Below are 21,864 nucleotides of genomic sequence, written 5' to 3'. Positions count from 1 at the left end.
AGGTTGAATGAAGCCAGGGACTGAGTAGCGCAGCGTACGTAGTGGGTACGTGAGCAACGGAAGGCCCGGCTGAATTCAAGATTCGACGCCGAATCTACTCCTCGAACTGCTCCGTCCTGGGAAGACGACTTTTTGAACTACCTCTTTGAATATGTGTTCAAAAAGTAGGGTTTTCAGGACCAAGAAGGTTGAATGAAGCTAGGGACTGAGTAGCGCAGCGTACGTAGTGGGTACGTGAGCAACGGAAGGCCCGGCTGAATTCAAGATTCGATGTTGAATCCACTCCTTGAACAGCTTCGTCCTGGGAAGACGACTTTTTGAACTACCTCTTAGATGTAGAAACGCTTCTCCAGTTCCAGCAGCCCTTCCCGCACCTCTTCCAGCGGCAGGCCGCCTTCCTCCAGTTGTTCAGGTGATAGCGTCAGCAGTCGCTGGTAAAAAGCGTCTGCCTCCTCCTTGGAAATGGATTCCTCCGCCAGCAGGCGATACAATGCATTCTCGGCCTGGTCGTAACGGCCTTCGCTTTCCTCCAGCTTCATGAGCAGCAGTTCCGTTTCTGGAGGCAGGCGGTAGGATTTAAGCAAGGCTTGCAGTTCGGAGACAGCATCAGGCCAGTTCCATAACGAACGATCCGCTCCATGAAGTCCTGTTGCCAGATACAGGTGCAGCGCCTTCATCCAGCGAGCTCCCGCCTCTTCTTCCTCCTGCATAGCCAGACAAATATCGCCCTCTTCTTTAAGCAGCCTGGCCAGACTTTGCAGCTTGTCCGCCTCCAATTCTCCGCCGCTATGGAACAGCTTTACGATATCCTTGGCGGACAAGGTATCCAGCAAACGGGCATTCAGGCGGAATTGTCTCTTGTATAGCTCATCCAGCGACCATAATGCCTCGGTCAGCTTCTTGTTTTGTCTCAGCATAAAAACCTTGCCCAGCACTTCCGTCATTTCTTCGATCATCCGCACCAGATAATCTCTTCGCAGCATCTCCCAATCTCCTTCCTAATTCCTGGGCAAGTGCAAACGCCCCCAGGGAACGTGAATGCCTAAGCCCGGAGTTCTGAGAGAAGCTCCGGGCTTAGGCATCAGTTCATTCAGGTTCTCTAAAAGCGTGGCGACAATAAAGAACCTGCGGTCGATATGGGCTTGTACTCGCTGCTTCAGCTCCATATCGGCCTTCCAGCAACCTGTTCGCCAAACTTCTAAAGTCATGGCTTATCTTGTCAGCCATCATGCCTCTTCTGATTGTTCCGATACACTCCGCAAAAAATCAGTAATGACAGCAGCCAATTGCTCGGGTGCTTCATACATGCTCATATGACCGGCCCCCTTAATCACCGCCTTGGCAACCTGCGGGCCTTCGGTAGTGAACAGCTTGGCCAGCGGTACGACTCCGTCGCTCTCCCCGGCAACCAGCAAGAGCGGAAGGGAGGACTTCTCCATCACTTCCCTGCGGTCCGGCCGTTCACGCATAGCCAATGCTGCCCCTTCCGCTCCTTGAGGGGGAGTGCGGTAACCGATCTCCTTCACCCGGTCGATCTCGGAGGTAAGCTTCTCCAGATTATCCGGGGCAAACAGTCCGGGCACAAGCCCATCGACAAATTTAGTAATCCCTTCTGAACGAATGGAGGTCACGGCATGAAGTCTTTTCTCCTTGGCTTCCTCGGTATCAGAATGTCCGGTTGAATGAATCAGGCCGAAGCCGCGTAAACGGGAAGGGTAGCGCTCTGCCAGCGACAGCGTTACGTAGCCCCCCATAGAATGCCCTAACAATGTATATGTTGAAATCCCCAGCTTGTCGAGCAGTTCGGCTACATCATCGGCCATTTGCTCAATCGTATACGCTCCAAGCGGCGCATCCGAGGCTCCATGCCCACGCAAATCAGGTGCAATAACCTGATACTGATCAGCAAGCAGCGGCTGAACCTTCTCCCAGTATGCGGAGCTGCCGCAAAAGCCGTGCAGCAATACTACAGTCTCACCTTGCCCTTGGCTCTCATAGGCGATCGAATTACCGTTAACCGTTATCTTGTCCATGTTCGCTACCTACTTTCTCTTTTGGGATTAGTTAAAGAGGTTGTTCAAAAAGTCGTCTTCCCAGAACGATGCTGTTCAAGGAGTAAACTCAACATCGAATCTTGAATTCACCCGGGCCTTCCGTTGCTCACGTAGATCTGTCTACGCTCCGCTACTCAGTCCCTAGCTTCATTCAACCTTCTTGGTCCTGTAAACCCGACTTTTTAACACGTACTTAAATCATTTTCTTTATTTTGAATCACTATGGAACACTGCTGCTGCAGCATTCGCAATCTCTTCGGCCATTTGCATGACCTTGTACAGCGAAGTCATTTGCAAGGTCCAGTAAGGCTTGGGACCCTTGACGTTTACAACGGCAGCCAAGCTGTAATGGCCTACCTCCGGGAGGTTCCCTCCAACGGATCTGGCTGGCTGCAAGGGTTGTCCGGAGACCAGATAATACCCCAGTGATTCCGCCGTTCCCAGGCAAGCATCAATGGCGACGACAATGCTGTCCCCGTCCATTTGAGATAAACGCCTCTCCAAATTAGTTGCATCGCAAGGCTCGCGAAGTGTGCCAATGACGCGAGTAAAGCCTAGTTCGGTCAGTCTTGTCCCCACCATCGGTCCTAACGCATCACCGGTTGAGCGATCAGTACCGATGCACAGGAAGGTTATAGCTTCTCCGTCATGGCGAAGGCGAATCCCGGTAAAAAAACCTTTTAATCCAGCTCCGTCCAGCTTCGTCCGGTCCAGCCCTGTTGCTGGCCATTCCTTCCGTTCTCCCACGGTTCAGTCATCGCCTCCTTGTCTTGGTAAAGGGCAGCCCATACCTATTTGCCTTCCGGTGTAACCTAATTTGATTGTAACGCACCTGTGCCATTCATCGCAAAACTTCATCTGGCTGCGGTTATCATGGTACAATAGCGGAAACCCCTCACCGGAAGGATGAAGCAATCATGGATTTATCTCTGAAAACCCACGAAAATATTGAGTACATGATCGAAGCGATCAAGAGCAAGCTTAGAATGGCCTCAGGCGCAGCCATGACGGCCTCGGCCTTCCACACGGATCAGTATGACGATATCCGTGACGTTTACGACATCGTGATGAGCAAAGAACGGCTGAGCATCTCCGAAGTAGAAGCGTTAGCCCAGGAGTTGGGACGGCTTCGCCACAAGGCATAAGACGTAAGATTAAGCAAGCTTAAAGGCGGCTTCGGACTGGCCAACCTGCCAGCCCTCGTCATTATGAATGGCGGATGGGAACGCTTCGCACAGCCTGCGAAGCGTCTCTTCGTTCCCATACCCTAGCTGCTCCAGCACGGTTAAAGCGATTAACCCCCATTCCTCCTCAGAGCCGTCCTGAATCTTGAAGGTCACGCCCAGACGTTCATGACGCAAAGCAAAGGCATATACTCCCTTGAAGCCACCCTTCGCTACGATGTTGTCATCCTCCAGCAAGATGGAATCGATGCGCCCCGTGCCGGCTACCAATTTGGGATATCGGTTCATGGCTCTGGCAATGGTATTTGCTGCACTGGCGGTGTCCGGGTCAGCAATCAGATCAGGACACGCCAGCTTCAAGTAAGCCCCCGCTAAAGCGGAAAGGGGCAGGGCAAAGACCGGAAAGCCGCAGCCATCTGTGCCCAGGGCAATTTGTTCCCGGGGGATATCCGCCAGCTCCGCTAAGGTACTCAAAATTTCCTGTTGCACCGGATGCTCCGGCAAATTGTAGGTATCCAGAGATTCGCCCTTTAGCTTGCAATACGCTTGTACACCAAGATGCTTGCCGGAGCAATTGTGGTACAAGCGTCTTCTCTCTCCTCCCTGGCGCAGCAATTGCTCTCTTGCCGAGCTGTCCAGCGGCAGGCTTGGGGCACATACCAGCTGCTCTTCTGCTAACCCCACCTTATGGAGCAATCGCTCCAGCACCTCCACATGGGCAGCCTCGGATCGATGAGAGGCAGCCATTACGGCAATTTCCTCATCATTTAAATGGTAAGTCTTATGAATGCCTGCCCGAATGCCCGGAATTGCCTGAATCGGCTTGGCCGAGGAGCGCGTAAATACCATAGCGTGAGGGTTGCCAACGTGCCCTTGCACTTCGCCTCGTTCATTTATTACACATATATGCCCATAATGGGCGCACTCCAGAATACCTGCTCGATATTCTCTGATTAGCAATGCTTCTTGATAATCCATGGATTCATTCTCTCCTTATACCCGCTTGCTTACCTACCACAGTATAGTATAGCTGTGGCCCAATGGCTACAAGCAGTCAGAGGAGAATATCGGAATATGCAGCCGTCAGTATCAGAAAAGATGGAGGATTAAAAAACGCTGCCCAAACCTTGCAGCAGCGCATAAACACCTGTTTATCCATTTACATGGTAATCGTCCATTATTTGCTTCAGCTTCTCCGTGGCCCGCTTCTGAATTCGGGAGACACTCATCTGGGAGACTCCCAGCCTCTGGGCAATGGCCCGCTGGGATTGCCCCTCCTGAAAGGCTAGCAGCAGCACTTCCTGTTCCTGGGCCTTCAGGTGTCCCAAAGCCTCCTGAAGATCCATGCGGTTCTCTACGGCATCATAATCATCCACGTCCGCACTGATCAGCTCGCCAAGCGTTGCGGCGCTCTCGTCCGCAGACAAAGGAGAATCGAGAGAGACATAATGGTAGCACTCTCGTCCAGCAAGCACCTCCACCGTCTCTTCTACCGACAGTTCGAGGAAATCCGCAATTTCCTTCACATCAGGGGAACGCTCCAGCCTCATGGTCAGCTCATCAATGGCCTGCTGAACCAAGGCCCCCTTCTCCTTGATGCGGCGCGGCACCTGAATATACCAGGATTTGTCGCGTAAATAGTTCTTCATATGCCCGATCATACTCTTCATCGCATATGGCTCAAACGGGATACCCAGCTCACTGTCATACTGCTGCAACAAGCGAACAAGCGCCATTTCGCCAACTTGATACAGATCTTCGTAGAGATCGGGCCTATTGCGAGCAATTTTGCCAGCGGCCATCTTCACCATTGAATCATATCTGCGAATCAGCTCGGTAGCAATTTCATTGTCTTTCGTCGCCTGATACTGTTTGATCAGACGGACAGAATCATTCAAAGCGCCTTGGGGAGTCGCTTTGTGGGTCATACAGTCTCCTCACTTCTCTGGAGCTTGCGGACCATCATCACCTTCGTTCCTTGTCCGGGCTGGCTCTCCACGCTGACATCATCCATCAGCGCTTGCATTAAATAGAAACCTAAACCTCCGATAGGTGCCTCGCTAAGCTCCTTGTCATGCAAGGTTACGCGCCCTCCGTCTGTGCCCCACGGCTCAAAGCTCTCCCCTTGATCCTTGACCGTAATGGATAAGGCATCAACCAGTATGTCGAACGTGATCTCCATCGTTCCGGGCGCATGCTTGTATGCATATAACACAGAATTGTTGCACGCCTCGGATACCGCTACCTTCATGTCCTCGATTTCTTCATATGAAAACCCCATTTTGGAGGCCACGCCATATAAATTCAGCCTTACGATATCCACATTCTCAGCAGTTGCCGGCAGGCTGATGACGATTTTCTCTGCTTGCTCTATCATTGCTTCTCTATCCTTTCCTTAGTGGGAATTCTCCTGTGCGGCGAAGAACTTAGCGATCCCGGTCATTTCAAACAACTTGCGAATGTGATCCGGGGCTTCCTGGACGTAAAACCGCGAGGCCATCCCCTGTCTCGCTTTCAGAATGGACAGCAATATGCCGATGCCCGTGCTGTCAATGTATTTCAGTTCTTTCAGATTGATGACCAAATCAGCTTCATCATTACCTACCAGCGGCTCCATCAATTTGCGGAAATCAGGGGCTGCGGACAAGTCCAGTTCACCTCGCAAATATACGATATGAACCCCATCTTCCCACTGGGGCGTTGCAGAAAATTTCTCACTTTTTCTTGTATTCATCCGTCTTCTCTCCTGAAATAAGTTTTCTTATTACAACATAACCCAGCCTGTACCTCCCTGAATCAAGCCAGATACTTCCACTATTTTAACGAAATCCATACTAGGCATTTGTCATCTTCCCGTTCCTCAGGGAACGCATCACCAAAGAATAGCTTGTGCAATTCTGCTTCATCAAATTGATGGCAGTCCACATCAAGCTGTTCCTCCAGCCAAGCCTGGCGCTCCTCCTGCAAATCCGGCTGCGTATCCGTCAGCCCGTCCGTATACAACACAATATGCCCCTCCCCTTCATAATACAGGGTCTGCGGCTCGGTCTCGATGTAATCAAATAATCCCACGGGAGGGCCAACCTGGTCCATCCGGATAAGCTCGCCGTTGCCTTGATAGAATAACGCCGGTGGATGTCCGGCATTAACGTAATCAATTTTGCGGTGACGGGTGTCCACCACCAAGTAAATAGCCGTAAAATAATATTGAATGAGCTTGCTTTCAATATGTAGTTGAATAAAACGGCGGTTAAGCTCCTGAATAACCTTCTCCGGCTCAACATACGTATGCACGGTATCCTTCAGTACAGAAGAAATGAACATACAGAACAAGGACGAGGAGATGCCATGGCCCATCATATCAAGCAAGATGACGGCATACCTTCCATCGCCAAGCGCATACCAGGAGTACAAATCTCCGGCTAGCTCGTAGGATGGCTTATAGATGGCGTTAATCTCAATCTCATCCTCCCGGATCGGTGAGCTAAGCACCGCGCTTTGTACAAGGGAGGCCAGCTTTAGCTCCTCCTGAATACGTTGATCACGGTTGCGATGCCAATCCTTCTCCACCTTTAGCCGAAGCGCCAGGCGAATCCGGGCCATCAACTCCACCTTGTTGATCGGCTTGGTCACATAGTCGACCGCCCCGGCATCCAGCGCTTCTGCCAGTTTATTGGAGTCACCTACCGCAGTAACCATAATAACCGGAATCTCCCGTAGATGCTCGGAGCGCTGTAACAAGCGGCAAGCGGTGATGCCATCCATCTCCGGCATCATCATATCCAGCAGGATCAAATCCACATCTGACGGGCCGCTTTCCTCTATGGAATCCAGGTTCTTGACACCGAGCCGCTCAAACATCTGCTTGGCCGAGGATACAGCAATTGTATTCCGATACTTTTCCTTCTTAAGTATTTCACGCACGATAATAACATTGGTCATATTGTCATCAACGATTAAAATTCTCATGGCAATCTCCCTGTCAAAAAATAAAGGGAACGGAGTGTCCCCCATTCCCTCTGGATACGGTGCAGCTCTTTCCCGTGAACCAGCCTATTAACTTATATTACCCTTACGAACCAAAATGAAACAGCTTATGACCGGTATCTGTATCCATATTGTCCTAATCCCGATATTTCTGCCATACATCCGCAGCCACATCCACCCACTTCATCCAGCCAGCTGGCTTACTGGCACTAGCTTCGTGTGGGCTTGCAACTGCTGGAGGCTGTACTTCCGGCCGTGGTATTATCGCCGTTTTGGCAGCTTCCCTCCGTGCACGTTTCCGGCTTTTGATTCTTCCAGCCAATGCCACCGATACCTGCTTGGTAGCCAAGGTGACCTCGTTTAAGACCTCTCCGGCATTTTTGACCGATTCCAGCACGGGATCAATTTGCTTCATCTTATGCTGCAGGTCGCCCGTCAAATCATTGGCTTGCTTAACGATCTGCTTGACCTCAACGCCAAGCTCGTCGATCGTCTTCTGCACCTCCTGCAGTGTTGTTGTTGTCGTGAGCAGCGATTGCTCCGCTGCCTTCAACGTTTTGATCAGATACACGACAAGCACTACGAAGGCTACCGCCACAACTGCCACACTAATCTGCCAAATCATCCAGGTTCCTCGCTTTCCGCTGCTTGTTTTGTCAAGCCTGCTTCTTCTTTAACTATAACACGAAATTTACCAACTAAAACAGGTAACGCCGCTTTGACGTTGACCTCCCCAGAAGGGAAAGAACGTCCAAGCGGCGCTAGCTTTGATAATCGTATGATTATTTCAGTACACTTCCCCCATAGAGAAAGCGGTGAACCCAAGCTCCGTCGAGCTTGTCCAATATGACTCCGCCAGATTCCTTAGAGTAAGTGTGCAGCAGCTTGCCGTCCCCCAGGTACATGGCCACGTGAGTAATACGGGCGGTTGATTTATTGATGCCTTGGTACGATTTGGCGGACGAGCCTTTATAGCTCATGAAGAAGACCAGATCGCCCCGTTTGAGACTATCGATATTGTAAACTGCAGTGTCATTATCCTTAATATATTGTCCCTGCTTGCGAGAGTCCGTAGGCAAGGTGATACCCAGGGTCTCCTTAAAAATTTGCCGGATAAAATCAGAGCAATCGAAGGTGGTTGTCGTATTGCGGTTGGACCCAAATTCATAAGGGGTGCCCAAATATTTCATCCCGGTCTCAATAACCTGATCAATCTGTCGGCTGATCCCGCTACCAGGGGACGGCTGAGGCACTGTAGGCTGATTCTGGCCCTCAATACTTAAGTATTTGTCATTCGTACTGACATAGCCAGTCCGTCCATCCGAAGTACGTACCTTATAGAAGCTGGCATTGCTTTGCTCAAGAATGGTTAAAGATGTCCCCTTGCTAAGCATAGTAATTACCTTGCCCGAAGTTGACGGTTTTGAACGCAAGTTGACGCCATACACCACTTTGGCCGACTGCTCCAAGGAAGGCTGAGTCGGGGCAGGAGTAGAGTTAGCATTCACTTTAATGTATTTGCTGTTGGCACTGACATAACCAACTGTTCCATCCTCCGATTGGACCTTGTAGAAATATTTATTGCTTTGATCCAGAACGGCAACTTCAGAGCCTTCCTTCAAAAACCCGATGATTTTACCGGAAACAGAGGGCTGGTCGCGAAAATTGACGCCACTAACGATATATCCTGTAGCCTTCGCTGACGCAACCGTCGCCGCCGCAGCCTGATTGGGAAGAGCTGTATAAGAAGAGAGAAGAAGGGCACTCAACAATGTGATCGCTACGCTTCGTTTCATAAAAAATCAAATCCTCCTACATGTAGTAAGTTCTTGGTGCGTTTGGACTGGTTTTCTTGATCTCTCCTTTCTTTGGACTTGCGTCCATTATATCCCTTGTCGAAAGATGTCTAAATCGGTCGTTTATCATGTAGCCTGGAAAGCAAAATACAAGTCTAAAGTCCTGTTTATTGGCATGCCTTCGTTATTAAAAAGCGACTAAATACCCAAAAAATCCTCATATATTTCAAATAGATGAATATCATTCCATTTGTTCACGTCGAAAAAGTTTCTTTTTTGTAACCATAGCCCCATATTTTGGTCGCACCTACTGAATGTTGGTAATTATTTCATATTAAAAATGAGCGTGATAAACAAGCGTAACAAAAAACCGAACCAGCAAGGAGGGCTCCATTTATCCCATCCTGCGGTTCGGTTTATAGCTCAATCCAAACAATATGCTGTATTCACGGGTCCTTTGGTTCGACATGAACATGCACATGCATCACATTACGAAGCCTGCGCATGCTCTCTTCCACACGGTCACTGATTTGATGGCTCTGGATTACCGTCAACTGCGGATCAACCTCAATAACAACATCTACTAATACATGATTGCCATGAACGCGGGCTTTTAGATCCTTAATTCCCTCCACCCCGTTGGTTCTGGCAATGGTGCTGCGCAGATCACCCAGTTCCTTCTCATCAAAGCCATCGGTTAAGTCAAGGGTCGATTGACGAAAGATATCCCAGGCCGTCTTGCAGATGAGCAAACCCACTACTATTGCAGCAACTCCATCCAGCCAAGGCAAGCCGAATTGCGCTCCTATAATGCCAACAGCCGCCCCAATACTGACCAAGGCATCGGACAAATTATCCTTGGCGGCAGCCATTAGCGCCTGATTGTTGATCTGTTTGGCTAATCGCTGATTATACCAATAAACGCCTCCCATTGCTGCCGCACAGGCCAAAGCGATAATTGCAGAGCGAATATCAGGTTCCGTATGCTCTCCCGCTGCCAGCGACCGTACCGCGTTAACGATAACTTGAATCCCCACCGTCGCCATGATAAAAGAAGCCACAAGCGCTGCAACCGTTTCGGCCCGAAAATGCCCGTAAGCGTGGTCGGAATCAGGCGGCTTTTGCGAAATTCTCAGACCTACCAATACGGCGATGGAAGCGACGATATCGGTGAGGTTGTTAAATCCGTCAGCAAGCAGGGCGCTGGAAGCAAAAATGAAACCGCTGATCAGCTTGAGCGTGGACAATAGAATGTAAGCCGCAATACTGACCCAGGCTCCTCGTTCCCCTTTACGTATATCCTCATAAATATCCAAGGCTCTAGTACCTCCAGACTCCCGGAAATTTCAAAAAGTATTTTTGAACTTCCATCCATATCAATGAAAATGTTTCCTTATCTTAGCAAACAACCCTCGTGTGGGTCCAGAGAAACAGTGTTTCCTCCGGCAAAAGCAGCGTTACCCATTATTCCCGTTGTACCCGCTTTTAAAAACGTATAGAATAGGGACAGCCCCCTTTTCCATTCAAAGGAGATGATATATTTGACGGAAGATAACAAGGATGTTCGCAAAATCGACCTGGCCGAAGCCATGCGCCAGAAGCTGCAACAAAAAAAACAGCAGCAAGCTGACAATAAGCCCGGCCTCAAGGGCAGCCTTCAAACCAAAGCACTGAAATCCCAAAATAATAAAAAGCCTAACAATCAGCGTCGCCGTACAGGCGGTTCGTAGTTCGCCAAACGCAAACAAGGCCGCACAAAACGGGTCCTCATCGGATCGCTTGTGCGGCTTTTGGTCTGTCCAGAAGACAGAATATCATTCTATTTAAACGTTAGCCTCTTCCGGATACATGGATTTACGCAGGTTCTGAATTTCTTCGCTCTCCAGATATTCGTCGTAGGTCATAACCCGATCAATAATACCGTTTGGCGTGATCTCGATAATGCGGTTAGCAATCGTTTGAATGAATTGATGGTCATGAGATGTGAACAGAATAGTACCGTCAAAATCAATCAACCCATTATTCAGCGCCGTGATCGATTCCAGGTCCAAGTGGTTGGTAGGCTCATCAAACAGCAATACGTTAGCGCCGTTGAGCATCATCTTCGCCAGCATACAACGTACCTTCTCGCCACCGGACAATACGCTGGCCTTCTTCAGCGCCTCCTCGCCGGAGAAGAGCATCCGTCCAAGGAAGCCGCGCAGGAAGGTCTCATCCTGATCATTGGAATACTGCCGCAGCCATTCCACCAGGTTGAGATCAACGCCATCGAAGTATTTGGAGTTGTCTTTAGGGAAATACGCCTGAGAAGTCGTTACCCCCCAGTTATATTCTCCTGCATCTGCTTCCAATTCGCCCATCACTACCTGGAAGAACGTTGTTTTCGGCAACCCGTTAGGCCCTACGAAAGCGATTTTATCACCTTTGTTAACCACAAAGCTGACATTATCCAGCACCTTCTGGCCATCAAGGCTCTTTGTCAAAGCATCAACCGTTAATAGCTGCTTGCCCGCTTCGCGCTCTCCCTTAAAGTGCAGGAACGGATACTTCCGGTTGGACGGGCGAATATCATCCAGCGTAATCTTGTCGAGTTGCTTCTTGCGGGAGGTCGCTTGCTTCGACTTGGAAGCATTAGCGGAGAAGCGCTGGATAAAGGCTTGCAGCTCCTTGATCTTCTCTTCCTTCTTTTTGTTGGCATCGCGCTGCAATTGCAAGGCGAGTTGACTGGATTCATACCAGAAGTCGTAGTTGCCGACATACATCTGAATTTTGCCAAAGTCGATATCCGCAATATGCGTACACACCTTATTCAGGAAGTGACGGTCATGGGATACTACGATAACGGTGCCTTCATAATCCATTAAGAAATTCTCCAGCCACTGAATCGATTCGAGGTCCAAGTGGTTCGTTGGCTCATCCAGCAGCAGGTTATGCGGACGCCCGAACAAGGCTTGCGCAAGCAACACGCGAACCTTCTCATTGCCGCTTAATTCATTCATTTTCTTATCATGAAGCTCGCGTGGAATCCCCAGACCAATCAAAAGAGCTGCCGCATCAGGCTCAGCATCCCAGCCATTAAGCTCGGCAAATTCTCCCTCTAGTTCACCCGCCCGCATACCATCTTCCTCGGAAAAGTCCGCTTTGGCATACAGCGCATCCTTCTCTTTCATAATGGAATACAACCTGGCATGGCCCATAATTACCGTTTCCAGCACTGGATACTCGTCGTATTCATAGTGGTTCTGCTTCAAGACAGCCATCCGTTCGTTAGGCGTCATGAACACTTCGCCCTGGTTTGGCTCGATTTCACCAGCCAGGATCTTCAGAAATGTAGATTTACCGGCCCCGTTCGCTCCAATTAAGCCGTAGCAGTTGCCGGGGGTGAATTTTATATTGACGTCTTCGAAAAGTGCCCGTTTTCCATAGCGGAGCGTTACACCATTTGTACTGATCATTTTGAGCATTACCGTCCTTTTTTCGTTAATCGCACTACTGGCTCCATATTATAGCATAGATTAGCATTTTAGTTGAGTAATCCCTGCCTTAAGCACCGATGCTTCCAAATGGTTAATGTGGCAATCTCAACGTCTCGCCATGAAATAAAATCCTGATTTGCTCCTCGGGAATCCCGCGCTGCTTGCGATCCTGCTCCAACCGGTCGAGAGCTTCGCGAGCTGTGTCATCCGCCAGACGAAAAGTGCCGTAGTGCATCGGGATCATCAGTTTGCCTTTCACATCCACGAAAGCCTGGAGGGCCTCTTCAGGTGTCGTATGCTGGCTGGTCATGAACCATTCCGGCTCATAAGCGCCGATCGGCAGCAATGCAATATCGATGTTAAAGCGCTGGCCAATCTCTGCAAACCCGCTGAAATAACCGCTATCTCCGGCAAAATAAATAACCTGTGGCTTATGATCCGGTTCAAACTCTTTCGGCTCCAGTACATACCCGCCCCAATGGGACGTATTCGTATCAAACAGCGTCCGCCGGGTCCAGTGCTGCGTCGGGACGAACGACACGAGCACCTGACCAATTGGCAATTGTTCCCACCAGCTCATTTCGAGTACGCGGCGGAAGCCCTTGCGACGCATCTTGCGGCCCAGACCGACAGGAACTACAACCGTCGTGTCGGCGCTGTATATACGGCGGATGGACGCTACATGCATATGGTCGTAGTGTGAGTGGGAAAGTAAAATAACGTCGATGGGTGGAAGATCGGCAATGGCAATTCCCGGGGCGGTCAGCCGCCGCTGAAATCCCATACGTGCTGCCCAAACGGGGTCGGTCACGATATTTAGTCCTTGATATTGAATAAGAAAGGTAGAATGCCCAATCCAGGTCACCGTATTCTCCTTACGGTTTTGCTGTAGAAAATCAAGCTGAGGCTGTGAGCTTGGAATGACATAGGAATAATCCTTCTTTTTTCTGCGGCGTTCTTCCCGCCATTGTCCGAACTGCTTCAACGTTTTATCCGTACTTACATTGTCGATGTTGTTGTAGCGCGTTCTTGACATGAATCAAATGCTCCTCTCCACATAACTTTCTTCTATTCTAAAACAAATCCCCCTCTTCTTCCAAATCCTTAACTTAATCTTTGCTCTGAGAAAAGAAAATACACTGGCTGCGATGAACGGCCCGCTCCTCCACAGTAAGTGTGCCAACAGAATTACCTTTTCATTCCTTTCGTTCCATGCATTTGTGCAAGAAGGATACGCAGGGTTGGGTAAGACGGCTGATTGAGGTACAATAGCAGGGAAGGGAGATGTGAACATTGTATGAAAATCATTTTTATTGAACCTACCCCTAGCCCGAATTCGATGAAGCTGCATTTGGATGAAAGTCTGGAGCCGGGAATTCGGAAAACATATACACTCGATAACGAACGCTCCGCTCCCCCATGGATTCGTGGCCTTCTGAGCATCCCTGGCGTAAAAAGCGTGTTCCATACCGCCGACTTCGTGGCGCTGGACCGCAAGGGCAACGCCGATTGGGCGGCAATCCTGTCTGAAGTACAGCAGCAGTTCGGACAGGAGGGCGTGGAATCGGCCTGGAATCCGGATAGCGCGGAAGAGGCCGCTGGCTATGGGGAGGCCCAGGTCTTCGTACAGTTCTTCCGCGGCATCCCGATGCAAATCCGGGTTAAAGCCGGGTTGCGCGAGGAGCGAATTTCCTTGTCCGAGCGCTTCGTCAGCGCCGTTACGGAAGTGGCCAGCGCTACGCTGATCAAGGAGCGCAAGCTCAGCGATTACGGCGTGCGCTATGGTGAGCTCGACGAGATCGCCCGCGAGGTCGAGCAGGAACTGGAGGCCGCTTATCCGCCGGAGCGGCTGGAGGGCATTGTAGCCCAGGCCATCGCCCATGGACGCAGCGAGGCGGAGTTCGTCGAGCAGCGGCGAGCGCTCAGCCTGAGCGAGATTCGCCAGCGCATGCAGGATGGCGACTGGCGCGTGCGGTACGCCGCGCTGGAGGCTTTGCAGCAGCCGGACGAGTCGGCGCTGCCGCTGCTGGCGGACGCGCTGCGCGACCCGCAGATGCAGCTCCGCCGGCTCGCCGTGGTGTATCTCGGCGATTTGAAGACGCCGGAGGCGATGGAGCTGCTGTTCCAGGCGATGCGCGACAGCTCTGCCGCCGTGCGTCGCACCGCCGGCGACACCTTGTCCGACATCGGCGATGCGTCGGCGACAGGACCGATGATAGAAGCGCTGGCCGACAAGAGCAAGCTGGTTCGTTGGCGGGCTGCGCGCTTCCTCTACGAAGCAGGGACAGACGATGCGCTGGAGGCCTTGCGCCAGGCTGCGGATGATCCTGAATTTGAGGTAGGTCTACAGGCAAGAATGGCTGTGGAACGTATTGAATCGGGCGAAGAGGCCGCAGGGACCATCTGGCAGCAAATGGCCAACCGGGAACGTAGGGATAGCGATAATCCCACACTCGAAAAATAGCTTTCCCCCTATCACCCTGTTATGTAATAGGAACATGCATGAGCATGTGTTGAGCTATCTTCATGAATGGTGAGAAGGAATCACGGTAGAGTATGTATTGTATGGGTCGCGGAAAGGTATTCCGCGGCCTTTTTGCATGGTTTTAGGGCAATCAAGCAAGGGGTTAGAGGAGTGTTCAAGCATGAATAAGCAACAATATGCAAGCGGCATACATAACAAAAAAATAAGGAGATGCCCTTCCCGCCTTAACAGCGAGTTGAACATCTCCTCTGGAGCACCTGTCGGGAAGCTATTCCCAATAAATCTCCACTCGAAAATCCTTGGTGCCTTCCAAAGGCTGCACCAGATAGCGGATATTCCGCAGACCAAGATCATACAGCCTGGCGAGATCATCAAGCAGTTGCTCTTCCGGGCTCGCATAGCGCACGATGGCCATCTTTGAGTTGGTGTTCAGTTCTTTACTTACCCGTGCAGCCAAGTCTTTGGCATCGACAACCACAGCATTGGCATCGTACAGGTCATAGCCCAGTTGCCTCTTCAGATCAAGATAAACCTCTTGCTTGGCCCCGCCTTGATGGATCAAGGCCTGTAGTGTTTGCTGATAGGGAACGGCCGCTTTAGGATAGCTTCCAGCATCCCAAGTATGATCCTTTCCCATCTGTTCGTCCGTTCTGAGATAATAAGCATACTTCACCTGATTGGGCACATCCGGCACCGGGTCGTCCCAGGTTGTGTCGAGATGATACCAGCTGTTGTCGATCTTAACCAGATTCCAGGCATGCAACTGGTCTCCCGCCGTTCCCTCCACCAGCCAATTATCTATCCCGGCGTTCTTGAGCAGCTCATAGGTCAGCAATGCGTAACCCTGACATACCGTTTCGCCAGTACGAAGGCCTTCATAGGCTGTGTATTTCTGCAAATCGGTATCATATTTAAGATTAAGGACGACATAATCGTGGATAGCTTTAATTTTCTGATGTGTATCCATTCCAGGCTGGACGACCTTATTTAATATATCTTTCACCCGCTGCTTTACATAAGCGGTTTGCTCTGCCGTTTCACGGTATTCAATCTTTAATGTAATCTTGGCGGAACCGGTGGTGCCACGCCAGGAGTATGAGTAACGGTCCACGATATATTTCGTATAAGGATCTGCATCAAGCGCACTCTTGAACGCCTTTGTTAGCTGCTGCTCAAGCTCTCGTGTTGTCCCTTTATACTTGAAGGTCATATTTGTCTGTCTGGCCTCCAGACCTTCTGCCAGCTTAAACTGCATTTGCTCTGAAGTAGTAACCGTCACGACATCCTCGGCCGCCTTCGCCGGAATGATAGCCCAGCCGAGCGGCTCCGATCCCAGCAACAAAACGCAAATTGCTCCGGTTAATACCCATCGTTTAGAAAATCCGTTTCTTCTCCCCATACGGCTCCCCCTCTTCTCTTGAGCAAGCTTGTTCAGGTCTTCATGCCCATTGTATCACAGCCCATCCTGCAAAAGGTTTCTAGTTATGTCAAATCGCCGCTTATTTTTCACATCTGGCTTCTACAAAAGCAGGCAAGGCTTAGGTATAATAGAAACATCATATGTGATTTAAATCATTGTTTTATTTATTTTTACACTTATTGGAATGGAGAAGCGGTCCGATGACTATTGTGAATCTTTCGGATATTTCTGTAGAATTGTTTATAGCTGTCATGTTATTCTTGCTGCTGGTAGCTCCTTTAGTCAGCCTTGGCGTTCTCCGCTTGTTTCAGGGGCGCAAAAAAGCCGGTTTAACTTTGCTGGGCAGCGGTCTCGCCGGATACCTCCTGTTCCAACTTATCGTTGGACTGCTCACCTAAGACTACGATTGGCAACTATAGAATTTACCCAAACAAAATGGCGATGCCTCCAATACAGGGCATCGCCATTTTGTTATCTTACCTTTGAAATTACCGGGTCGCAGCCACAGTCGCTTCATGCTCCAGGCTTTCGATGTATTTCTCGCAATCGATGGCTGCCATACAGCCGCTGCCAGCCGCCGTGATCGCTTGACGATAGCGGGTATCCTGAACGTCGCCGCAAGCGAATACACCAGGTACATTCGTTTCGGAGGTGCCCGGTTTTACCACGATATAACCGTTCACATCCGTCTCGATTTGTCCCCCAAGGAACGCCGTGTTGGGATGATGACCAATCGCAACAAACACTCCGCTTGCCGAGATGATCTCTTCTTCGCCAGTCTCATTGTTGCGGACCTTCAGTCCGGTCACGCCTGCATCTCCCGCAATGACCTCAAGCGGAGTCCGGTTCAACGCCATCTCCACCTTCTCGTTCGTTCGTATGCGGTCCTGCATAATCTTCGAGGCACGCAGTTCATCACGGCGGTGAACAAGCGTTACCTTGGAGGCAAAGCGAGTAAGGAAGCCCGCCTCTTCAAGAGCAGAGTCGCCCCCGCCCACTACAATGATTTCCTTGCCCCGGAAGAAGAACCCGTCACAGGTTGCACAAGTGCTGACCCCGCGTCCTACATTATTCTCCTCACCAGGTATGCCAAGATATTTTGCCGTTGCTCCCGTCGACAAGACCAAAGTTTCTGCAACCAGTTCACCTAGGCCTTCCACTTGCAGCTTGAAGGGGCGTTCGTTCAGATTCACACTATTAACCCAGCCCGTGCGGAATTCCGCACCAAAGCGTTCTGCTTGCTTGCGCATATTATCCATTAGCTCAGGTCCCATAATGCCTTCGGGAAAGCCCGGAAAATTCTCTACTTCCGTGGTTGTTGTTAATTGTCCTCCCGGTTGTGGTCCTTCAATAATCAGCGGGCTCATGTTGGCACGAGCCAGATAGATCGCGGCGGTCAATCCCGCCGGTCCCGTACCGACAATAATCGATTTATACATATGATCAAATCCTCTCTGTACCCTCTGATTTCATTATGTTAAACCCTTGATACCCTGTCAATGTTCCTACCAAGGGGGTTCGGTGAAGGTTACATGAAGGAATGATGAAGACGGGCATTAGCGAAGCAGCCGCAAACCATTCAAAATGACCAGCAACGTACTCCCTTCATGGCCAACAACCCCGAGCGGCAGAGGAATACCTTGCAGAAAATTGCTTGCAATGAGCAGCAAAATGACCGAACCGGCAAATATCAGATTCTGCTTTACAATTCGTCGGGAGCGGCGAGCCAGGGCTATCGTCTCGGCGATATGCTCCAGCCCATCATTCATCAGTACCACATCCGCCACCTCAAGGGCGGCGCCACTTCCACCACCGCCCATAGCCACGCCCACCGTTGCGGCCGCCAGAGCAGGCGCATCGTTCACGCCATCGCCAACCATAACCACACCGCCATAACGCGACCGCAGCATCTTCACATGCTCTACCTTCTCCTGGGGCAGCAAATCGCCGTATACAAGGTCAATTCCAGCCTCTCTGGCGATCGCACCTGCGGTCCCGCTGCGGTCTCCTGTAAGCATTGCCACGGAAATGCCCAGGCTGTGCAAACGGGCAACAGCAGCCTTGGCCTGCGGACGAATTTCGTCGCGCAGGGCAATGATACCCGCGTATTGGCCATCCTTTTGAATCGAAGATACGGTGTAACCTTCCTGAGCCCATGCGACAAGTCGGCCTTTCAAGTCGGCCGGCAGCTGGTCATCTTCGGTATCCGCCTTACCTACACGCCATACCTCTCCTTCGATAATCGCCTCAATCCCCCATCCAGGCAAGGCCTGGAGCTCATCCGCTGCGCGAATTGCCAGACCTTCCTGCTCAGCCTTGCATACAATAGCCTTGGCCAGCGGATGCTCCGACAAGCTTTCCGCCGCTGCACAGGCCGCCAGCACCTCCAGACGATTAAAGCCTTCAGATACACATAATTCGCTCACCACCGGAGAACCTGCTGTCAAGGTCCCCGTCTTGTCGAAGGCCACCACCTTCACATTACCCAGGTGGTCCATCGGCGCTCCACCTTTGAAAAGCACGCCCCGGCGCGCACTCTTGGACATAGCCGACAGCATGGCAGGCATCACCGAAGATACGATGGCGCAGGGCGAGGCTACTACCAGAAATACCATGGCTTTATAGAAGGAATGAGGCCAACTCCACCCCACCAACCAGGGGGTAAGCACGATCAACCCCAAGGTGATCGCTACGACGGACTTGGCATAGATGCCTTCCAGTCGCTGGATAAACCGCTGTGTGTCAGGAACCTCCTGCTGAGCCTGCTCTACGAGTGCAATAATCTTGGCAAACAAAGTGCCCTCGGCAGGACTGGCAACCTCCACATAAAGTGCACCGCCCCCGTTCACCGTACCTGCATAAACCCCATCGCCATTCCCCTTCTCCACCGGCAGCGATTCACCCGTGATGGCAGATTGGTCAACAGCCGAGCTGCCATTGCGAACGACACCATCTACCGGGATGATAGAACCGGGTTTGACCAACACCAGGTCTCCCAGTGCCAGGACGCCAACCTCTACCTCCTTCATCCCGTCCCCATCGATCCGCAAGGCCGTTTCCGGCTTCATGGCAATCAAGGCAGAAATGTCCTTGAGGCTCTGCTCACTGGCAAAGGACTCCAACGCCCCACTTAATGCAAAAATAAAGATCAGCATAGCCCCTTCGTTCCAATAGCCAATCGTAGCAGCTCCAAGTGCAGCAGCAATCATCAACAGATTGACATCCAGATCGCGTTTTTTCAGCAAGGTGATCAGCCCTTCACGAGCCTTCATATATCCGCCGGCCGCATAAGCCATAATGTACAGCAAGACGGACACCATCGGCGACAGTCCTTGAATCCCCCAAGCTATAAGCATAAATCCACCACTGCTTAAGGCCAGCAGCATCTCCCGGTGGCGCAGCAAATGTAGCAACGAGAACTTTTTCCTTTTGCCCGGGTCCGGCTGATTCACCGTCTTTTGCCTGGTAGTCATTGCTTTGCTATGAACTGCTTCCATCTTCTTCTCCTCCTTATTCCTCTTGAATTCTCTTTAACACAGCATGTTCTCCCTGAGAATGAATATTATTGTTAATCCCCTGAAAATGGCGCAAGCTGCCCCGGGAATCTCCCGGAGCAGCTCGCAATTGAGAACGATAATCATTTTTGCACTTGGACAATAATTTTGGTTTAGTCAAACTTTGGTTTTATTTTAAATCAAAATCAGGCGGATGTAAATGCACTTTGTGCCTAATCTGCAATAAATAAAGGAGAGCCTAATGTAAATATCAGGCTCCCCTTAAGCTGATTCAGCTATGTTATAACCATGCTTCGGCCAGCTATATCAGTTGTACTTATGATTAAAGCGAAGAAGCAGACGAGAAAATGTTCTTACGATCGCTGTTGCTCACCGATTTCTTTGATTCAATCTCTTTATTTCAACTGATATAGTCTAGCGTTCCTCATTAAGACTGGCTGGCCGCGATGGCTTGCTCCAGGTCGTATATGATATCGTCAATGGACTCCGTTCCTACGGACAGCCGAATTAAGCCAGGCGTTACCCCTGCTGCCTCCTGCTCCACTTCGGACAGCTGCTGATGCGTGGTGCTGGCCGGGTGAATAATCAGCGACTTGGAGTCTCCGACATTCGCCAGATGGGAGAACAGCTTCACGCTTTCGATCAGCTTGCGACCTGCCGTCACACCGCCACGAATGCCAAACGTCAAAATTGCCCCTTGGCCCTTCGGCAAATACTTCTGAGCCAGCTCATAGGATTCATGGCTTGGCAAGCCGGCATAGCTCACCCACTCCACATGCTCATGTCCCTCCAGATAGCGGGCGACCTTCAAAGCATTTTCACTATGGCGCTCCACACGAAGGTGAAGGGTTTCCAGCCCTTGCAGCAGCAGCCAGGCGTTAAATGGAGAGAGCGGAGCTCCCAGATCGCGCTGCAATTGAACTCGGGCCTTGATAATATAGGCAAGCGGCCCCACGGCTTCGGTATACACCACGCCATGATAGCTGGGATCGGGTTCGGTCAGCCCCGGGAACTTGCCGCTGGCAGCCCAGTCCAGCTTGCCCCCGTCCACGATCACCCCGCCGATCGACGTCCCATGTCCGCCGATAAATTTGGTAGCAGAATGAACGACAATGTCTGCTCCAAAGTCAATCGGACGCAGCAGGTACGGGCTGGGAAACGTATTATCAACAATCAGCGGAATGCCGTGCTCATGAGCGATAGCCGCAACCGCCTCGATATCCAGCACATCCCCCTTGGGGTTGCCAATCGTCTCTGCATACAGTGCCTTCGTCTTCTCCGTAATAGCGGCCCGGAAATGTTCCGGATTGGAGGAGTCCACAAATTTCACGTGAATGCCAAGCTTGGCCAGGGTGGTAGAGAACAGGTTGTAGGTTCCACCATACAACGTACTAGAGGAGACAATTTCATCTCCTGTTCCGGCAATGTTGAGGATGGAGAAAGTAATGGCGGCCTGGCCTGAGGCGGTTGCTAACGCCCCCACGCCACCTTCCAACGCAGCCATACGCTGCTCGAACACGTCGTTGGTCGGATTCATAATTCGTGAATAGATGTTTCCAAACTCTTTCAGACCAAACAGGTTGGCAGCATGCTCCGTATCGCGAAAGCCGTAGGACGTCGTTTGATAGAGCGGTACAGCCCGCGAACCTGTTGTGGGATCAATCTCTTGACCGGCATGGATCGCTAGTGTTTCAGGGGCGAATGGGCGTTTTTCAGACATATCTTTTCCTCCTCAACGTTTTAGATATTCTCTCACATCTTGACATATTTGAAAATAGAATTCCGATAATTTTTGTGCGAATAATGATATATGCATATTGAACCCTAAAAAAAGCGCTATCTCGACAAAATGTCGAAATAGCGCTCATCGTTGAGAAGAGCTAGGCCCGGCTGAATTCAAGATTCGACACCAAAGCCATTCCAGACCCTCTTTGTAATCAAAGGATG

The 21,864-nt window shown here is 50.8% G+C and carries 21 protein-coding genes; 4 read left to right on the top strand and 17 right to left on the bottom strand.

What is annotated here, in order from left to right; all coding sequences use genetic code 11:
• Window positions 1-329: 329 nt before the first annotated feature.
• The 3 genes from C557_RS0121515 to yyaC all read right to left on the bottom strand — a co-directional run bounded on the left by C557_RS0121515 (window position 330) and on the right by yyaC (window position 2,801).
• The gene (locus C557_RS0121515) at window positions 330-983 is read right to left on the bottom strand and encodes a DUF6483 family protein (protein WP_018753923.1); all 654 of its coding nucleotides are present in this window, start codon (window positions 981-983) and stop codon (window positions 330-332) included.
• A gap of 243 nt (window positions 984-1,226) precedes the next feature.
• Entirely contained in the window at window positions 1,227-2,033 is an 807-nt protein-coding gene (locus tag C557_RS0121505; RefSeq protein WP_018753921.1) for an alpha/beta fold hydrolase, read from the bottom strand.
• A gap of 228 nt (window positions 2,034-2,261) precedes the next feature.
• Window positions 2,262-2,801: a spore protease YyaC gene (yyaC, locus tag C557_RS0121500; protein ID WP_018753920.1), complete on the bottom strand. Its 540-nt coding sequence runs from the start codon at window positions 2,799-2,801 to the stop codon at window positions 2,262-2,264.
• 170 nt (window positions 2,802-2,971) lie between these two features.
• On the opposite strand from yyaC, the gene C557_RS0121495 reads away from it, so the two are divergent.
• Window positions 2,972-3,199: a DUF1128 domain-containing protein gene (locus tag C557_RS0121495; protein ID WP_018753919.1), complete on the top strand. Its 228-nt coding sequence runs from the start codon at window positions 2,972-2,974 to the stop codon at window positions 3,197-3,199.
• 9 nt (window positions 3,200-3,208) lie between these two features.
• On the opposite strand, the gene C557_RS0121490 is transcribed toward C557_RS0121495, so the two are convergent.
• The 8 genes from C557_RS0121490 to C557_RS0121455 all read right to left on the bottom strand — a co-directional run bounded on the left by C557_RS0121490 (window position 3,209) and on the right by C557_RS0121455 (window position 10,337).
• Window positions 3,209-4,216, bottom strand: a complete 1,008-nt coding sequence (locus tag C557_RS0121490) for an asparaginase (protein WP_018753918.1) — start codon at window positions 4,214-4,216, stop codon at window positions 3,209-3,211.
• A gap of 173 nt (window positions 4,217-4,389) precedes the next feature.
• Complete coding sequence (locus C557_RS0121485; protein WP_018753917.1) at window positions 4,390-5,166, bottom strand: sigma-70 family RNA polymerase sigma factor; 777 nt, start codon at window positions 5,164-5,166, stop codon at window positions 4,390-4,392.
• The gene (gene rsbW / locus C557_RS0121480; RefSeq protein ID WP_018753916.1) at window positions 5,163-5,615 is read right to left on the bottom strand and encodes an anti-sigma B factor RsbW; all 453 of its coding nucleotides are present in this window, start codon (window positions 5,613-5,615) and stop codon (window positions 5,163-5,165) included. Before rsbW ends, C557_RS0121485 begins: the two co-directional genes overlap by 4 nt.
• Before the next feature lie 18 nt (window positions 5,616-5,633).
• Window positions 5,634-5,972, bottom strand: coding sequence for an STAS domain-containing protein (locus C557_RS0121475; protein ID WP_018753915.1), 339 nt, complete (start codon window positions 5,970-5,972; stop codon window positions 5,634-5,636).
• Window positions 5,973-6,052: 80 nt separating this feature from the next.
• Window positions 6,053-7,207 (bottom strand): SpoIIE family protein phosphatase, encoded by a 1,155-nt coding sequence (locus tag C557_RS0121470; protein ID WP_018753914.1) that lies wholly within the window; start codon window positions 7,205-7,207, stop codon window positions 6,053-6,055.
• A gap of 154 nt (window positions 7,208-7,361) precedes the next feature.
• Window positions 7,362-7,850, bottom strand: a complete 489-nt coding sequence (locus C557_RS0121465) for a DUF948 domain-containing protein (protein WP_018753913.1) — start codon at window positions 7,848-7,850, stop codon at window positions 7,362-7,364.
• A gap of 157 nt (window positions 7,851-8,007) precedes the next feature.
• Window positions 8,008-9,021: a C40 family peptidase gene (locus C557_RS0121460; protein WP_018753912.1), complete on the bottom strand. Its 1,014-nt coding sequence runs from the start codon at window positions 9,019-9,021 to the stop codon at window positions 8,008-8,010.
• Between the two features lie 446 nt (window positions 9,022-9,467).
• Window positions 9,468-10,337: a cation diffusion facilitator family transporter gene (locus C557_RS0121455; protein ID WP_018753911.1), complete on the bottom strand. Its 870-nt coding sequence runs from the start codon at window positions 10,335-10,337 to the stop codon at window positions 9,468-9,470.
• Between the two features lie 216 nt (window positions 10,338-10,553).
• On the opposite strand from C557_RS0121455, the gene C557_RS0121450 reads away from it, so the two are divergent.
• The gene (locus C557_RS0121450; protein WP_040677476.1) at window positions 10,554-10,751 is read left to right on the top strand and encodes a hypothetical protein; all 198 of its coding nucleotides are present in this window, start codon (window positions 10,554-10,556) and stop codon (window positions 10,749-10,751) included.
• A 93-nt stretch (window positions 10,752-10,844) separates the two neighbouring features.
• Here C557_RS0121450 and C557_RS0121445 read toward each other — a convergent pair whose 3' ends face one another.
• Together C557_RS0121445 and C557_RS0121440 are read right to left on the bottom strand one after the other, a co-directional pair.
• Complete coding sequence (locus tag C557_RS0121445; RefSeq protein WP_026263619.1) at window positions 10,845-12,476, bottom strand: ABC-F family ATP-binding cassette domain-containing protein; 1,632 nt, start codon at window positions 12,474-12,476, stop codon at window positions 10,845-10,847.
• Between the two features lie 112 nt (window positions 12,477-12,588).
• Entirely contained in the window at window positions 12,589-13,533 is a 945-nt protein-coding gene (locus tag C557_RS0121440) for an MBL fold metallo-hydrolase (RefSeq protein ID WP_018753908.1), read from the bottom strand.
• A gap of 261 nt (window positions 13,534-13,794) precedes the next feature.
• Here C557_RS0121440 and C557_RS0121435 point away from each other — a divergent pair, with 261 nt between their 5' ends.
• Window positions 13,795-14,961: a virulence factor gene (locus tag C557_RS0121435; protein ID WP_018753907.1), complete on the top strand. Its 1,167-nt coding sequence runs from the start codon at window positions 13,795-13,797 to the stop codon at window positions 14,959-14,961.
• Window positions 14,962-15,250: 289 nt separating this feature from the next.
• Here the strand turns inward: C557_RS0121435 and C557_RS0121430 are convergent, their stop codons facing one another.
• A complete protein-coding gene (locus C557_RS0121430; RefSeq protein WP_018753906.1) occupies window positions 15,251-16,381 on the bottom strand; it encodes a transglutaminase domain-containing protein in 1,131 nt (376 codons plus the stop codon).
• Window positions 16,382-16,602: 221 nt separating this feature from the next.
• Here C557_RS0121430 and C557_RS0121425 point away from each other — a divergent pair, with 221 nt between their 5' ends.
• The gene (locus C557_RS0121425) at window positions 16,603-16,800 is read left to right on the top strand and encodes a hypothetical protein (RefSeq protein ID WP_018753905.1); all 198 of its coding nucleotides are present in this window, start codon (window positions 16,603-16,605) and stop codon (window positions 16,798-16,800) included.
• Window positions 16,801-16,890: 90 nt separating this feature from the next.
• Here C557_RS0121425 and trxB read toward each other — a convergent pair whose 3' ends face one another.
• From trxB to C557_RS0121410, 3 genes are all read right to left on the bottom strand, one after another.
• Complete coding sequence (trxB, locus tag C557_RS0121420; protein ID WP_018753904.1) at window positions 16,891-17,841, bottom strand: thioredoxin-disulfide reductase; 951 nt, start codon at window positions 17,839-17,841, stop codon at window positions 16,891-16,893.
• A gap of 117 nt (window positions 17,842-17,958) precedes the next feature.
• Window positions 17,959-19,899 (bottom strand): heavy metal translocating P-type ATPase, encoded by a 1,941-nt coding sequence (locus C557_RS0121415; protein ID WP_018753903.1) that lies wholly within the window; start codon window positions 19,897-19,899, stop codon window positions 17,959-17,961.
• A 445-nt stretch (window positions 19,900-20,344) separates the two neighbouring features.
• Complete coding sequence (locus C557_RS0121410; protein WP_018753902.1) at window positions 20,345-21,637, bottom strand: homocysteine synthase; 1,293 nt, start codon at window positions 21,635-21,637, stop codon at window positions 20,345-20,347.
• Between the last annotated feature and the right edge of the window lie 227 nt (window positions 21,638-21,864).

It is taken from the genome of Paenibacillus sanguinis 2301083 = DSM 16941, assembly GCF_000374825.1.
Lineage (GTDB): Bacteria > Bacillota > Bacilli > Paenibacillales > Paenibacillaceae > Fontibacillus > Fontibacillus sanguinis.
Note: the sequence above shows the minus strand (reverse complement) of the source record. Positions and strands in the feature narration are given on the sequence as shown.

Coding starts and splice junctions, on each gene's coding strand:
- C557_RS0121470 (WP_018753914.1), bottom strand. CDS start 7,207: ATGAGAATTTTAATCGTTGATGACAATATGACCAATGTTATTATCGTG.
- C557_RS0121445 (WP_026263619.1), bottom strand. CDS start 12,476: ATGATCAGTACAAATGGTGTAACGCTCCGCTATGGAAAACGGGCACTT.
- C557_RS0121430 (WP_018753906.1), bottom strand. CDS start 16,381: ATGGGGAGAAGAAACGGATTTTCTAAACGATGGGTATTAACCGGAGCA.
- rsbW (WP_018753916.1), bottom strand. CDS start 5,615: ATGATAGAGCAAGCAGAGAAAATCGTCATCAGCCTGCCGGCAACTGCT.
- C557_RS0121435 (WP_018753907.1), top strand. CDS start 13,795: ATGAAAATCATTTTTATTGAACCTACCCCTAGCCCGAATTCGATGAAG.
- C557_RS0121415 (WP_018753903.1), bottom strand. CDS start 19,899: ATGGAAGCAGTTCATAGCAAAGCAATGACTACCAGGCAAAAGACGGTG.
- C557_RS0121425 (WP_018753905.1), top strand. CDS start 16,603: ATGACTATTGTGAATCTTTCGGATATTTCTGTAGAATTGTTTATAGCT.
- C557_RS0121440 (WP_018753908.1), bottom strand. CDS start 13,533: ATGTCAAGAACGCGCTACAACAACATCGACAATGTAAGTACGGATAAA.
- C557_RS0121410 (WP_018753902.1), bottom strand. CDS start 21,637: ATGTCTGAAAAACGCCCATTCGCCCCTGAAACACTAGCGATCCATGCC.
- C557_RS0121505 (WP_018753921.1), bottom strand. CDS start 2,033: ATGGACAAGATAACGGTTAACGGTAATTCGATCGCCTATGAGAGCCAA.
- C557_RS0121450 (WP_040677476.1), top strand. CDS start 10,554: ATGATATATTTGACGGAAGATAACAAGGATGTTCGCAAAATCGACCTG.
- C557_RS0121460 (WP_018753912.1), bottom strand. CDS start 9,021: ATGAAACGAAGCGTAGCGATCACATTGTTGAGTGCCCTTCTTCTCTCT.
- C557_RS0121475 (WP_018753915.1), bottom strand. CDS start 5,972: ATGAATACAAGAAAAAGTGAGAAATTTTCTGCAACGCCCCAGTGGGAA.
- C557_RS0121515 (WP_018753923.1), bottom strand. CDS start 983: ATGCTGCGAAGAGATTATCTGGTGCGGATGATCGAAGAAATGACGGAA.
- C557_RS0121485 (WP_018753917.1), bottom strand. CDS start 5,166: ATGACCCACAAAGCGACTCCCCAAGGCGCTTTGAATGATTCTGTCCGT.
- C557_RS0121465 (WP_018753913.1), bottom strand. CDS start 7,850: ATGATTTGGCAGATTAGTGTGGCAGTTGTGGCGGTAGCCTTCGTAGTG.
- C557_RS0121490 (WP_018753918.1), bottom strand. CDS start 4,216: ATGGATTATCAAGAAGCATTGCTAATCAGAGAATATCGAGCAGGTATT.
- C557_RS0121495 (WP_018753919.1), top strand. CDS start 2,972: ATGGATTTATCTCTGAAAACCCACGAAAATATTGAGTACATGATCGAA.
- trxB (WP_018753904.1), bottom strand. CDS start 17,841: ATGTATAAATCGATTATTGTCGGTACGGGACCGGCGGGATTGACCGCC.